Raw genomic sequence first — 12,388 nt, 5'->3', positions numbered from 1 at the left:
GCCATGCCGGCGGCACAGGTCCTTGACCGCCATGCCGGCGTCGGCTTCACGCAGGAAGCCAATGATCTGCTCTTCGGAAAACCGCTTCTTCACGTCCAATCTCCTGGTCAGGTGGGATTGGACTCCAAATCGCCGTGCTACCCAAAACCGGGGGGACGTCGAGACCACGGTTCGGCCAGGGGTGCGGCTCGCGCCTTGGCGCACCGCAAACGAGCTACCCCCGCCGCTGATCAAAGCCACGCCCGAACTCCAGCGCGGCGAGGGTGTTGCGCAGGATTTCCACGGTGCCGCCGCCGACCGCGTAGCCGCGCCCGTCGCGCATCATCCGCTCCAGCGGCAGGGTGCGCGTGTAGCCGCTGTGGCCGTGAATTTGCAGCGCCTCGCTGGTAACCCGCTGCACCATCTCGTTGGCGTACAGCTTGGCCATGGTGGTGTCGCGCGGGTCCGGAAAACCGTCGCGCTCGCTGGTGGCGGCCCGGTACACCATCAGCCGGGCGGCGTGCAGCTGCGTCGCCATGTCGGCGATCTTCCACTGGATGCCCTGGAATTCCATGATCGGCCGGCCGAACTGCTCGCGCTGCTGGGCATACGCCAGCGCCGTGTCGTAGGCGCCTTGTGCCAGGCCGACGCAAATCGCGGCATTGCCGCAGCGCTCCGGCCCGAAGGCATCCATCAGGCGCTTGAAGCCGGCCGTGGAGTTGGGGTCGCCCGGCACCAGCAGGTTGGCCTTGGGCACCCGGCAATCGTCGAAGAACACCTCGCACTCGGGCGCGCCTCGGCCGCCCATTTTCTTGTCCGGTTTGCCCAGGTGCAGGCCCGGCGTGTCGCGGTCCACGATCAGCGCGCCGATACCGCGCGCGCCGCTGGACTCGCCAAAGCGGCACATCACCAGCAGATGCGTGCAGTAGTTGCCCAGCGTGGTGAAGCACTTGTGGCCATTGAGCAGGTAGGCATCGCCCACGTCCAAGGCGCGGGTGCGCAGATCCGTGACCGCCGAGCCGGCCTGTGGCTCCGAGATGCTGATGGCGATCAGGTGTTCGCCAGTGACGACGCCGGGCAACAGACGGCGCTTGATGGCCTCGCTGCCCAGCACGGTGATGGCCCGCGAGGGTCCGTGCACGGCGATCTGGCACACGCTGGCGGTGTTGAAGCAGACACGGGCGACTTCTTCCACCAGCAGGCAGGACTGGATGATGCGCCCGCCCGAACCGCCGTACTCGGGCGGAATCAGCGTGCCGAAGTAGCCCAGCTCGCCCAGCAAGCGGCGGTTGGCCTCCGGAAATTCCTCGTGCTCGTCCCAGTGCGCGGCGCGGGGCGCGAATTCGCGCTCGGCGAGCGTGCGCACCTGCGCGCGAAAGGCTTCCAGATCGTCATCCAGCCGAAAATCGCTCATTGTGGTGGTCTCCTACGCCCATACCCTGTCGCCGTAGGTCACATTAGCGCAGTCCTGGCGCCGTGCCTGTCACGTATCCGGTATTGCAGGGGTGTGGAACCTGGCGGTGCATGGGCTACTCGCCGTCGACAGGCCCCGTTTCGACAGTGCCATGCGCCGCCCAGAAGTCGGCAGGGCTGATGATCGGGTAGGACTGCGCCACGGCCAGCAGATCGCCGTCGCCGGTAATCAGGTAATCCGCGCCGCTGGTTTGCAGCGCCGCCAGCAAGGTACCGAGCACCGGCTGATCGTCGATGTCGCGCAAGACGACGCCTGCCGGTTCGGCGGGTTCGATCAGGTCACACTGGATGGCCAGCGCGTCGACCAGGTCGTCGATCTGAGTTGCGGACAGCCCGTGCCGATGCGCCAGTCGGGGCAGCACGCGACGCAGTTCCTCAAGGATGTAGTCGGACAGCAACACCTCGACTGAGCCACGTCGCCACGCGGCCACGATCTTGCCGGGGATGCTGCCCGGATAGGCAATGCCGGACAGCAAAACGTTGGTGTCCAGCACGACGCGCAGCGCGCCCATGCCGGTTCAGCGCGTTTTTTTCTGTGCCCGGACCTCGGCAACGGCGGCGTCGATTTCGACCAGCCCGTCCGCCTCGGGGACGGCCGCAAAGCCCGCCTCGATACGTTCGGACAAGGCATCGAAACGCGCCTGCATGCGGCGAATTCGCGCAAACAATTGGGCGTCCACCAGTGCGGCGACAGGCTTGCCATCCTTGTTGACGACGATGCTGTCGTGGCGGTATTGCACCCGGTTGAGCATGTCGCCGAGATTCTGGCGGAAGGTAACGGCGGTGGTTTCGGTAATCATGGTGGCCTCGCCATATTGATCATAATGGTCAGTATAACCAATCTGAAGCACACGCCTCGAAAGACGCAACGAACAAGGCGAGTGGATCGCTTTGCCGCGCTGGCCGGCTCCGGCACACTGCCAACCGGCGGGCGGCGCCGTGCCGCCAACACAACGATTGGGAGGAGTCATGGCAGAACAGCCCTTTCGCGGCCAGGTGGCCCTTATCACCGGCAGCTCGCGCGGCATTGGCCGCGCCACCGCCCTGCTGCTGGCGCGCCGCGGGGCGGACATTGCCGTCCATTACCGGCGCGACGAGGAAGCGGCGCTGGCCGTGTGCAGCGAGGCGCGCGCGGCCGGCGTGCGTGCCATCGCCGTGCAGGCAGATTTACGTGACCAGGAGGCGGTCGCGGAGGCGGTGGCACGGGTCGGCGCCGAGTTCGGCCGGCTGGACCTGCTGATCGGCAATGCCGCCTCCACCGCCTTCAAGCCGCTGCTGGATCTGGCCCCGCATAACGTGGGCATGACGCTGGACACCAGCGTGCAATCATTGCTGACGCTGGTGCGTTCGGCGGTGCCGCTGATGCAGGGGCGAACCGGCAACATCGTTACCGTGTCGGGCTTCGACACGGTGCGCTGCCTGCCGGGCCACGGCCTGCTGGGCGCGGCCAAGGCGGCTGTGGAGACGCTGACACGCTACCTGGCCACGGAACTGGCGCCGCTGGGTATTAACGCCAACTGCGTGGTGCCGGGTTTTGTGGCCACCGATTCGGCCCGCCTGTGGGCAGATAAACACGAGCCAGGCGGTTATGCCGCGGCGGCAGCCGAGTGGGTCAAGCGCACGCCACGCGGCCGGGTTGGCGATGCGGACGACATTGCGCGTGTGATTGCCATGCTGTGCTCGACCGACGCGCGCTGGATTACCGGGCAGGTGATCGTGGCCGATGGCGGGCTGACGCTGCGCTGAGCCGAATCGGAAAAGGACAGCCGCGGCTGTCCTATCTGGCGCGCCGCTCGTCCAGGCGCCGCGCCAGGTCTTCCAGGATCAGCTCGTACAGCCGATCGCCGAGCACCGCGTCCTCGACGCCGGGGTCGACGTTCGGGTTGTCGTTGACCTCGATCACCACCACCCGCTCGCCGGCCTGTTTGATGTCCACGCCGTAGAAGCCGTCGCCGATCAGGTTGGCGGCGGCGAGTGCGGTTTTTACCACTTGCGGCGGGGCATCCTCCACCGCCACGGTACGCGCCCCGCCTTCCGTGAACTGGCCATCGGCACCGTGTTTGACGATCTGCCAGTGGTGCTTGGACATAAAGTACTGGCAGGCAAAGATCGGCTGGCGGTTCAGCACGCCGATGCGCCAATCAAATTCCGTATAGACAAACTCCTGCAGCAGGATGAGGTCCGACTCGCGCAGCAGCTCGCGGGCGTATTGCTCCAGCTGCTGCCGGTTCTCGGCCTTGTGCACGCCACGCGAGAACGAGCCATCGGGGATCTTGACCACTGCCGGGTAGGTCACCGCATCCGCCGGCAGGCTTTCAAGCTGGCCCTTCTGCAGGACCCGCGTGCGCGGCACCGGCACCCGGTTGGCGCTGAGCAACTCGTGCAGGTAGACCTTGTTGGTGCACTTGACGATGGAGTCCGGGTCGTCGAGCACCGCCATGCCCTCGGCCTGCGCGCGCTTGGCAAAGCGGTAGGTGTGGTGATCGATGGCGGTGGTCTCGCGGATGAACAGCGCGTCATACTCGGCCAGGCGGCCGTAGTCCTTGCGCACGATGAGGTCGACCGACAGATCGAGTTTTTTGCCGGCACGGATGAAGCGCTGCAGACCGCGGGCGCTGGTCGGTGGCAATTTCTCGGTCGGGTCATGCAGGATGGCGATGTCGTAGCGGGCCAGTTCGCGCACCCGTGGCGAGCGCCAGCGTTTGCTGACGTAGGCCTCGAAACCGGCGATGAACAGCGCTTGCTGCTCGGCCGGGATGGCGCTGAGCGAAAGCGGCCGGATGGCGCTGATACGCCACTTGCTGTCATGTTCGAACTGCACCCGCAGCAGCGGGCACGGGAACAGGTCAAAGATTTCCTCGGCCAGATTCTGCAACGCGTCGTCAGCGCAGCGCCCGAAGTAGATGTCCATTTCGAACTCGTCACGACCGGCTTCGCCGGCCACCCGCCGCGACAGCGACTTGTGCACCTGGCTGTCCAGATCCTCGGCGCCCAGGCTGTAAATGGCCTTGGCCGACAGGTCGGTGATGGCGCGCATGGCCGGGATTACCCGGTGCCGGCGCGCCTCGGCCAGCAGCGAGCAGTAATAGCCCAGGCTCAGGTAGCGGTAACCGCGACACAGGTTCAGCACCCGCACGTCGCGCATCTTCTGGTAATCGGGGGTGGCCAGGTAGTCCTGCACGGTAACCACCAGGGCCGCGGGAAAGTGCGCCAGCCAGTCGCGCCGGTGTTCGACCACCACCAAATGTATCGACATGGAGTTCTCAGGTCCCGGTTGCGGCGGTCAGTTCATTGGCTTGCGCCCGGCGACGGATCACCAGCGCGGCGCGCTGGCCGGCCTTGCCGTAGCGCGCCATGCGCTGGAAGTCCTTCTTCAGGATCGGCATGTTGATGCAGTCCATGCGGGTTTTGCCGGCTTCGTCATCAACGAACGGATCGTGCACATAGATGTAGTGCTCGTCGAAGCCTGTGACCACCACCCAGTGCGGAAATTTCTCGCGGTAGATGCGGTAGGAGCTGATCAGCACGATGGGGATACCCCCATCCTCGAACGCGACTTGCAACTGATCCAGGCTTACGGTTCCCCGATGCAGCGGCACCGGCAGGGCTCGCAACTGGTCCAGAAAATCCTCCTGGACCAGTTCGATGACGACTTTCTTGTCGAGGCTGCGCACGGAATCGACAAACAGGGCGCGACGGTCCTTAACGTAGACCTCGACATCAAACCCGCGTTGCCAGGCTGCCAACGCCATCCCGTAGGGCCCGCAGCCGCCGTGGCCCGAAGTCATGAACACGGTGGTCGACTCGCGCCACAGGCGCAGTTCGAGCTTGCGATTGTTCGCTTGCTCGGGGCGCAGCGCCTTCATCGCCATCATCAGTACCGCCGGACCGCAGGTGAAATCGAGCGTCTGCTTGTAGTACGGCACCGGCACCAGGTCGGGCTTGAGGTGCGGGGCGAGCCGTTTTTCGTAGCGCAGGGCTTCGACGTGATCTTCGTAGTAATCCTCGAGCACGCCGAAGCGACGGTAACCGCGCGCCTCATACAGCCGGATAGCAGCCGCGTTATCGGGTCGAACTTCCAGGCGCAGGGTCACGCACTCGCGCGCCAGGGCGTTCTTCTCGCAGGCCTCCAGTAGCCTGTGACCCAGGCCCTGGCGCTGGCGTCCGGGGTCGATCGCGAACGAGTAGAGGCGCCCCAGCGAGGTGCCGGCATTGAACAACACCATGCCGTAGCCGCTCAGCTTCTGGTCCTGTTCGCTAACCAGTGTGACGGCCTGGCCACGCGTCAGCAGGTGGCGAAAACTACGCCGGCTGAGGCGGTCAATGTCAAAGCAGCGAGTCTCGATCGCTACCAGGGCGTCCAGGTCGTCGAGCGTGGCGGGGCGGATCATGTCCAGGGGCAGTTCACAGCGTGGCGTACCGGCATTGTACGACCCGGATCAGGGCACAGATGGCGCACTTGCTAGAATGCCGGCTAATCTGTCGCTGAGTCCCTGTCCATGACCCGAAACCGATGTGCACTTACCCTCGCGTTGGCCCTGCTGGCCGCCACTCCGGCAGCCGTTGGCGCGCCCGCTGAGGCGAACCCGCCGACCGCCGAGGTGCTCGACCCGGTGCAGGCATTGCGCGTCTTGAAAAAAGAACACGAAGCCCTGCTGGCGCAACAGCCGACGCTGCAGGATGCCGCGGCGCAGGCCGACGTACTGGCCAATCACAACCGGCAACTGGAACAACAGCTACAGACCCTGCAAGCCCAGTTGGACGGACTGCGCGGCGAACTGGTGGCCTTGCAAACGGACGAACGGCGCCAGTGGCTGGTAATCGGCGCCGGGGTGCTGGGGGCGGGCATGCTACTTGGTTTGATTCTGCCCGCTCTGCGCTGGCGTCGACGACCACGTCGGGGCGGTTTTCATTGATTGGCGGGAAACTGTCGGACGCTGAATGAGTATCAGCATCAGGACATTTTTTGACAAGAAAATTATTAATAATTAATTACTTACATTAACGGCTGCCGCATCGGCTCTGGCCAGAGCCCGAATTTTCAAACCTACCTAGCGTTTCCCTAGGCGCCCGCCGCGCCCTCTGCTAAGGTATCGGCGCCGCCAGTGCGCGGCAGCTCCAACCCAAGCTGTGCATGACTTCAAGTTCACCCTTTCGGCTCAAGGGCAGCCTTGTGACGCTGTCAATCCTGAAGCCGCTGAGCACCGATTTGTCCGCGATCGACGCCGGCCTTACCGCCAAGGTGGCGCAGGCGCCGGCGATGTTCGACCGCGCCCCGCTGCTGATCGACCTCGGCGATTTTGAGCAGGCCGAGGCACTGGACCTTGCCGGATTGCGCGCGTTGGTCGCCCGCCACGGCTTCGTACCCGTAGCGGTACGCGGGGGCGGAGAAACAGTCGCCGCAGCGGCCGCAGCGGCCGGTTTTGGCTTCCTCGGCGAAACACGCCTGCCGCCGGAGGCCGAAACCGCGCCCGACCCAGATCCGGCGACCGAGCCGGCGTCAGAGGCGGAGGCGCAACAGACCGACGCCGCACCCGCACCAACGCGGGTGGTGACCCAGCCGGTGCGATCGGGTCAACAGGTGTATTCGCGCGGTGACCTGGTGGTGCTGGCGGCGGTCAGTCCCGGCGCCGAATTGCTGGCCGATGGCCACATTCACGTCTACGGGCCGCTGCGCGGCCGCGCGCTGGCGGGCTTACGCGGCAATACCAGCGCCCGTATCTACTGCCGCGCCCTGGAGGCGGAGATGATCGCCATCGCCGGCTGCTACCAGGTGGCTGACGACATTGATCCGGCGCTACACGGCCAACCGGCGCAGGTGTACCTGGAAGGCGAAGATCTGATCATAAATGCGCTCTGAATCATTTCCGCTCTTACAAAACAATCCGTACAGAGGACAACGCCTTGGCACGCATTATCGTCACCACCTCCGGCAAGGGTGGGGTGGGCAAAACCACCACCAGTGCCGCGTTTGGCACGGGCCTAGCATTGCGCGGACACAAGACCGTGGTCATCGACTTCGACGTCGGCCTGCGTAATCTGGACCTGATCATGGGCGTCGAGCGGCGCGTGGTTTATGACTTTGTCAACGTCATCCACGGGGAAGCTCAGCTGCACCAGGCGCTGATTCGCGACAAGCGCGTGGAAGGGCTGGCGATCCTGGCGGCATCCCAGACCCGCGACAAGGACGCTCTTACCCTGGACGGCGTGCAGCGGGTACTGGACGAACTGGCCAAAGAATTCGACTACATCGTGTGCGACTCGCCGGCAGGCATAGAGAAAGGCGCGCATCTGGCCATGTACTTTGCTGACGAGGCGCTGGTCGTCACCAACCCCGAAGTGTCTTCGGTGCGCGATTCGGACCGCATTCTCGGGCTGCTGGCCAGCAAGACCCGTTGCGCCGAACAGGGCGGCCGGGTACGCGAACATCTGGTAGTCACGCGCTACTGCCCGAAGCGAGTCGGCAAGGGTGAGATGCTGAGCCTGGACGACGTTGGCGACATTCTCGGAATACCGCTGCTGGGCGTGATCCCGGAATCGGCGACCGTGCTGGCCGCCTCCAACGCCGGCACGCCGGTGATTCTGGACGCCAACACCGACGCCGCGCTGGCCTACTCCGACACCGTGTCGCGTTTTCTTGGTGAGCAGAAACCGCTGCGCTTCGTAACCGAAGAGCGCGGTTTGCTGCGACGACTGTTCGGCGGAGGGCGGGCGTGAGAATCTTCGAATTCCTGCGTAGCGGACGCAAACCGAGCGCCTCGGTCGCCAAGGAGCGGCTGCAAATTGTCATCGCCCATCAGCGGCGCGAGAACAGTCGGCCGGCATATTTCGTTGATCTGCAACGCGACCTGCTTGAAGTGGTCCGCCGTTACGTGAAGGTGGACGACAGCGCCGTCAAGGTGGACGTCGACCGCCAGGCCGACTGCGACATTCTGGAGCTGAACATCACGTTGCCGGACTCACCGGCGGGCGCTCGCGGTTGATGCGGCCTTCGCCGACCGGCTCAGCGGCCGGTGCTTGCGAGCGCAAGTGGCGGCAGGCCAAAAGCGGCGTTCAGCCAATCCGCCACATGCTCGGCGATCGGCGCCTGTGCAGCCGCCGTGGGGTGGATGCCATCTTCCAGAAAAGCCGTCGGGTCGGTGGCGATCGGTGCCAGCAGAAACGGCAGCAGCGGTGCGCCGGTGTCATCGGCCACCTGCCGGTACATGGTTCGAAACTGGCGCGTGTAGACGGGGCCAAAGTTTGGCGGAATTTCCATGCCAATCAGCCCGGCGCGGGCGCCGCTCGCCTGCACCTGGCCGATGATGGCGCGCAGATTGTCACCCGTGGTGGCAAGTGGCTGGCCGCGCAGGGCATCGTTGGCGCCCAGTTCGACCAACACCAACACCGGCTGCTCGGCGGCCAGCAGCGCCGCCAGGCGGGCCCGCCCGCCGGCACTGGTGTCGCCACTGATGGCTGCGTTGACCACGGTCCAGGGCAGCTTGTGCTGGTGCAGCGCCGTGGCGAGCCGCTGCGGCCAGGCCGCGCCTGAGGGCAGCCCGTAGCCCGCGCTCAGACTGTCGCCGAGCACAACGATAGACCCAGGCGGCAGAGTCGGAGCGGCCTGAGCGAAACCCACCCACAACAGGAGACAAATGCTTGTGATACGCGCCCAGGGGGTCGCCAAATGGGTTACCTCGCCGCAAGGAAGGCTGGACATATTACAGCCCGTCGACCTGGCTATCGAAGCCGGTGAACGCTGCGCCATCGTCGGCCCATCCGGCAGCGGCAAGACCACGTTACTGGCGCTGTTGGCCGGGTTGGACCTGCCGAGCGCTGGCCGCCTGTGGCTTGCCGGAGCCGAGCTGACGGCTCTTGATGAAGACGCCCGCGCCGCCCTGCGCCGGGGCCACGTCGGCTTCGTATTCCAGAATTTCCAGTTGCTCGGTAACCTGACTGCGCTCGACAACGTGGCCCTGCCGCTGGAGCTGCGTGGCGAGCGTAATGCCCGCGACCGCGCCCGCGAAATGCTCGATCGGGTCGGACTGGCCGAGCGCGCCCAGCACTATCCACCCACCCTGTCCGGTGGCGAACAGCAGCGTGTGGCGCTGGCGCGCGCCTTTGTCGGTCAGCCGCAGGTGCTGTTCGCGGACGAGCCAACCGGCAGCCTCGACGCCGCCAGCGCGGCAGGGGTGCTGGAGTTGATGCTCGACCTGAATCGCGAACGCGTTACCACCCTGGTGGTAGTCACTCACGACGAGGCGCTTGCCGCTCGCGTCGACCGGCGACTCACACTCAATGCCGGGCGCCTGGTTGAGTAGTCCCGGCATGAGCGAACTGCGCACCGCCGGCCGCTTGCTGCGCGGCGAACTGCGACGACCTGACCCGTTGCTGCTGGCCATGTTGCTGGCGGTGGTCATAGGCGTCGCGGCGCTGACCAGCGTCAGCGGTTTCGCCCAGCGCGTCCAGGCCGCTATCGACGCCCGCGCCGCGGTTCTGCTGGGCGGCTCGGTACAGGTCACGGAGCAACGGGACTTGCGGTCGGTCGCGGCGGGCCTTCCGGCAAGCTTGCGTCCGGCGGCCACGGTTCTGGAACTGCCCACCATGGCTTCAGCAGCCGACCGCCTGCGTCTGGTTGAGCTCAAGGCTGTCGATGACGCCTATCCGCTGCTCGGCGAGCTCGTGATCGACGGCCATGGCGCGCAACACGCTCCGGCAACCGGAGAGCTGTGGGTGGAACCGGTGCTGCTGGCGCAACTGGGCATCGGCATCGGCGATCGCATTGACCTGGGTTACAGCGTGTTTACCGTGGCCGGCACCATTGCCAACGAACCGGACCGCGTGGCCGGCGCCTTCAGCATCGGCCCACGGGTTCTGATGAATTTGTCCGACCTGCCAGCAACGCGTCTGGTGTCAGCGCAAAGTCGCGTGCGTAGTCGGCTGCTATACGACCCACCGGCGGCCAGCCGCAGCGCCTTGCTGGCGCAGCTCAAAGCCGCGCTGCCGGACCAGCTTGCCGTAGAAACCGCCAAAGATGGCATCCAAGAGACCCGCGACATCACGCAGCAAGCGACCGACTTCCTGCGTCTGGTGGCCCTGGCGGGTGTCGTGCTGGCGGCGGCGGCGGTGGTACTGGCCACAGCCAACCTGACCGAGCGCCGTCTGCTGACTGCGGCCACGCTGAAGGCTCTGGGCGCCAGCCAGCGGCTGATACTGCTGACCTACGCCGGTTTGATAACAACCGTTGCGCTTTTGGGCGGCCTGCTCGGGGCCGCCGCCGGCAATGCGCTCGAGCGGCTGCTGCCGCTGCTGCTGAGCGGACTGATACCCCCGGATCTGCCGCCAGCCAGTTTTGGTGTACTGCCTGTAGCCGTGCTGCTGGCGTTGCTGGTCAGCCTTGCTGTCGCCACGCCACCCCTGATGCGCCTGGGCAGCACGCCGCCCGTGGCGGTGCTGCGTGCACCCAGTGGGGGCGGCGGGGGTTTCGCGGGGGTTGAAGGCTGGGGTCTGGTCCTGGCTCTGCTGCTGTGCGCTGGCGTGTATGGATGGCTCAGCGGGAGTGTCGACCGCGGGTTGGTGGCACTGGGCCTGCTGCTGGCGGCGGCCGCGCTGTTCGGCTTGGGCGCGCGTCTGCTGGCGCTGCTGGCACGCCGAATGTCAGGGGCCGGGCCGTTTGCCTGGCGTTACGCGACGGCGGCATTCGGCCGCGCGCCCATGCATACCGTGCTCGCGGTGGCGGCGCTGGGATTCGGCGTACTGGCGATCCTGGCGCCGGCACTGGTGGAAGCCGATTTGTTACGGCAGTGGCAATTGCGCGTGCCAGTGGAAGCCCCGAACCGGTTCCTGATCGACGTGCAACCCGACCAGCGTGACGAAGTGCAGCGCATGCTGGTCGACGGTGGTGCGCAGGGTGTGGACCTGCGGCCCATGGTGCGAGCGCGCCTTAGCGCCATCGATGGCCAGCCGCCAAAACCGGCCACAGGGATGCGGGCGCGCCGCTACCTGGACCGCGAGAACAACCTTACCTGGCGCGCCGACCCCGAACCCGACAACCCGCTGCTGGCCGGCCGTTGGTGGAGCGATCCGGTCGCAGACCCGTCAACACCAGCGCAAATCTCGGCCGAGGACGAGTGGGCGCAGGCCCTGGGCGTGGGCCTGGGCAGCACCATCACCTTCGAAGTGAGCGGCCAGCAGGTTACCGGCGTCATCACCAGCCTGCGCGAGGTCCATTGGGAGAGCCTGCGCAGTAACTTCTTCGTGGTCTTTTCGCCCGGTGCCCTGGACGCGTTGCCGGCGACCTACGTCACCAGCTACTACATAGCCCCCAACAAAGCCGACGCGTTGCTGCGCACCCTGGTTCAGCGCTACCCCAACCTGACGGCGATTGATCTTGACGCCATGACCAGCACCCTGCAGGACATGGTGTCGCGCCTGAGCCGCGCCACCGGGTTTCTGGCCGGCTTCACCGTGCTGGCCGGGCTCGCCGTCCTGCTGGCCGCCGTCCTGGCCGAGCGCAGCCGTCTGCTGACCGAAGCGGCGGTGCTGCGCACTCTGGGTGCCAGCCGCCGCCAGCTGGGGACCATCTATACCCTGCGTTTTGCCCTGCTGGGCGGTGCCGCGGCCGTACTCGGGAGCGGCGTGGCGCTGGCTGCCGGCGCGGTGGCCTGCGTGCGCTTTCTCGACATTCCCTACCAGCCGAGCGCCTGGCCGATTCTAGCCGCCATACTGCTGAGCACCGCGCTGGTGACTGTAACCGGGACGCTTGGCGTGCGGCAGGTGTTGTCCACTCCACCGATGCAAAGCCTGCGCAGCACCTAGTACCTCAAGCTATAAGTTTGCGTACATGCCCAGACACGCATCCGCGCACCGAGTGCGCGAAGCAAACCACCGCAATAGCCGCAGCTATTGCGAGGATGAGCGACAAAGCACCCGGTGATGCGGGGCGGGTCGAACATGG

14 protein-coding genes are annotated in these 12,388 nt (G+C 65.9%); 7 read left to right on the top strand and 7 right to left on the bottom strand.

All coding sequences use genetic code 11. From position 1 onward, the window contains the following. The 4 genes from ABZF37_RS11300 to ABZF37_RS11285 form a co-directional block, all read right to left on the bottom strand. A partial coding sequence (locus ABZF37_RS11300; protein ID WP_372719958.1) for a transposase occupies positions 1 to 93 on the bottom strand: 93 nt, incomplete at its 3' end. Positions 94 to 214: 121 nt separating this feature from the next. After that, positions 215 to 1,393 (bottom strand): acyl-CoA dehydrogenase family protein, encoded by a 1,179-nt coding sequence (locus ABZF37_RS11295; protein WP_372719954.1) that lies wholly within the window; start codon positions 1,391 to 1,393, stop codon positions 215 to 217. Between the two features lie 115 nt (positions 1,394 to 1,508). Beyond that, positions 1,509 to 1,964: a putative toxin-antitoxin system toxin component, PIN family gene (locus ABZF37_RS11290; protein WP_372719952.1), complete on the bottom strand. Its 456-nt coding sequence runs from the start codon at positions 1,962 to 1,964 to the stop codon at positions 1,509 to 1,511. A 6-nt stretch (positions 1,965 to 1,970) separates the two neighbouring features. Further along, complete coding sequence (locus ABZF37_RS11285; RefSeq protein WP_372719956.1) at positions 1,971 to 2,252, bottom strand: type II toxin-antitoxin system prevent-host-death family antitoxin; 282 nt, start codon at positions 2,250 to 2,252, stop codon at positions 1,971 to 1,973. Between the two features lie 169 nt (positions 2,253 to 2,421). Between ABZF37_RS11285 and ABZF37_RS11280 the strand changes: the two genes are divergently transcribed. Then, a complete protein-coding gene (locus tag ABZF37_RS11280; protein WP_372719950.1) occupies positions 2,422 to 3,198 on the top strand; it encodes an SDR family oxidoreductase in 777 nt (258 codons plus the stop codon). A 31-nt stretch (positions 3,199 to 3,229) separates the two neighbouring features. Here ABZF37_RS11280 and ABZF37_RS11275 read toward each other — a convergent pair whose 3' ends face one another. After that, complete coding sequence (locus ABZF37_RS11275; RefSeq protein ID WP_372719947.1) at positions 3,230 to 4,708, bottom strand: RimK family protein; 1,479 nt, start codon at positions 4,706 to 4,708, stop codon at positions 3,230 to 3,232. A gap of 7 nt (positions 4,709 to 4,715) precedes the next feature. Next, entirely contained in the window at positions 4,716 to 5,843 is a 1,128-nt protein-coding gene (locus ABZF37_RS11270; protein ID WP_372719945.1) for a peptidase C39 family protein, read from the bottom strand. Positions 5,844 to 5,951: 108 nt separating this feature from the next. On the opposite strand from ABZF37_RS11270, the gene ABZF37_RS11265 reads away from it, so the two are divergent. From ABZF37_RS11265 to minE, 4 genes are all read left to right on the top strand, one after another. Next, a complete protein-coding gene (locus ABZF37_RS11265; protein WP_372719943.1) occupies positions 5,952 to 6,368 on the top strand; it encodes a TIGR04211 family SH3 domain-containing protein in 417 nt (138 codons plus the stop codon). A gap of 218 nt (positions 6,369 to 6,586) precedes the next feature. Further along, a complete protein-coding gene (minC, locus tag ABZF37_RS11260) occupies positions 6,587 to 7,312 on the top strand; it encodes a septum site-determining protein MinC (protein WP_372719941.1) in 726 nt (241 codons plus the stop codon). 44 nt (positions 7,313 to 7,356) lie between these two features. Further along, a complete protein-coding gene (gene minD / locus ABZF37_RS11255) occupies positions 7,357 to 8,169 on the top strand; it encodes a septum site-determining protein MinD (RefSeq protein WP_372719939.1) in 813 nt (270 codons plus the stop codon). Continuing rightward, positions 8,166 to 8,435: a cell division topological specificity factor MinE gene (gene minE / locus ABZF37_RS11250; RefSeq protein ID WP_372719937.1), complete on the top strand. Its 270-nt coding sequence runs from the start codon at positions 8,166 to 8,168 to the stop codon at positions 8,433 to 8,435. Before minD ends, minE begins: the two co-directional genes overlap by 4 nt. 20 nt (positions 8,436 to 8,455) lie before the next feature. Here the strand turns inward: minE and ABZF37_RS11245 are convergent, their stop codons facing one another. Then, entirely contained in the window at positions 8,456 to 9,022 is a 567-nt protein-coding gene (locus ABZF37_RS11245) for an arylesterase (protein ID WP_372719935.1), read from the bottom strand. Between the two features lie 64 nt (positions 9,023 to 9,086). Here ABZF37_RS11245 and ABZF37_RS11240 point away from each other — a divergent pair, with 64 nt between their 5' ends. Together ABZF37_RS11240 and ABZF37_RS11235 are read left to right on the top strand one after the other, a co-directional pair. Then, positions 9,087 to 9,752 (top strand): ABC transporter ATP-binding protein, encoded by a 666-nt coding sequence (locus ABZF37_RS11240; RefSeq protein WP_372719933.1) that lies wholly within the window; start codon positions 9,087 to 9,089, stop codon positions 9,750 to 9,752. Positions 9,753 to 9,759: 7 nt separating this feature from the next. Then, entirely contained in the window at positions 9,760 to 12,249 is a 2,490-nt protein-coding gene (locus ABZF37_RS11235; protein WP_372719931.1) for an ABC transporter permease, read from the top strand. Positions 12,250 to 12,388 lie beyond the last annotated feature (139 nt).

Source organism: Immundisolibacter sp., assembly GCF_041601295.1.
GTDB lineage: Bacteria > Pseudomonadota > Gammaproteobacteria > Immundisolibacterales > Immundisolibacteraceae > Immundisolibacter.
The sequence above is the reverse complement of the archived record's forward strand: the minus strand, read 5'-3'. Positions and strand labels throughout refer to the sequence as shown.

What these genes read in the sequence shown, in the direction of transcription:
- ABZF37_RS11295 (WP_372719954.1), bottom strand. Translation starts at nt 1,393, where the DNA reads ATGAGCGATTTTCGGCTGGATGACGATCTGGAAGCCTTTCGCGCGCAG.
- ABZF37_RS11290 (WP_372719952.1), bottom strand. Translation starts at nt 1,964, where the DNA reads ATGGGCGCGCTGCGCGTCGTGCTGGACACCAACGTTTTGCTGTCCGGC.
- ABZF37_RS11285 (WP_372719956.1), bottom strand. Translation starts at nt 2,252, where the DNA reads ATGATTACCGAAACCACCGCCGTTACCTTCCGCCAGAATCTCGGCGAC.
- ABZF37_RS11280 (WP_372719950.1), top strand. Translation starts at nt 2,422, where the DNA reads ATGGCAGAACAGCCCTTTCGCGGCCAGGTGGCCCTTATCACCGGCAGC.
- ABZF37_RS11275 (WP_372719947.1), bottom strand. Translation starts at nt 4,708, where the DNA reads ATGTCGATACATTTGGTGGTGGTCGAACACCGGCGCGACTGGCTGGCG.
- ABZF37_RS11270 (WP_372719945.1), bottom strand. Translation starts at nt 5,843, where the DNA reads ATGATCCGCCCCGCCACGCTCGACGACCTGGACGCCCTGGTAGCGATC.
- ABZF37_RS11265 (WP_372719943.1), top strand. Translation starts at nt 5,952, where the DNA reads ATGACCCGAAACCGATGTGCACTTACCCTCGCGTTGGCCCTGCTGGCC.
- minC (WP_372719941.1), top strand. Translation starts at nt 6,587, where the DNA reads ATGACTTCAAGTTCACCCTTTCGGCTCAAGGGCAGCCTTGTGACGCTG.
- ABZF37_RS11240 (WP_372719933.1), top strand. Translation starts at nt 9,087, where the DNA reads ATGCTTGTGATACGCGCCCAGGGGGTCGCCAAATGGGTTACCTCGCCG.
- ABZF37_RS11235 (WP_372719931.1), top strand. Translation starts at nt 9,760, where the DNA reads ATGAGCGAACTGCGCACCGCCGGCCGCTTGCTGCGCGGCGAACTGCGA.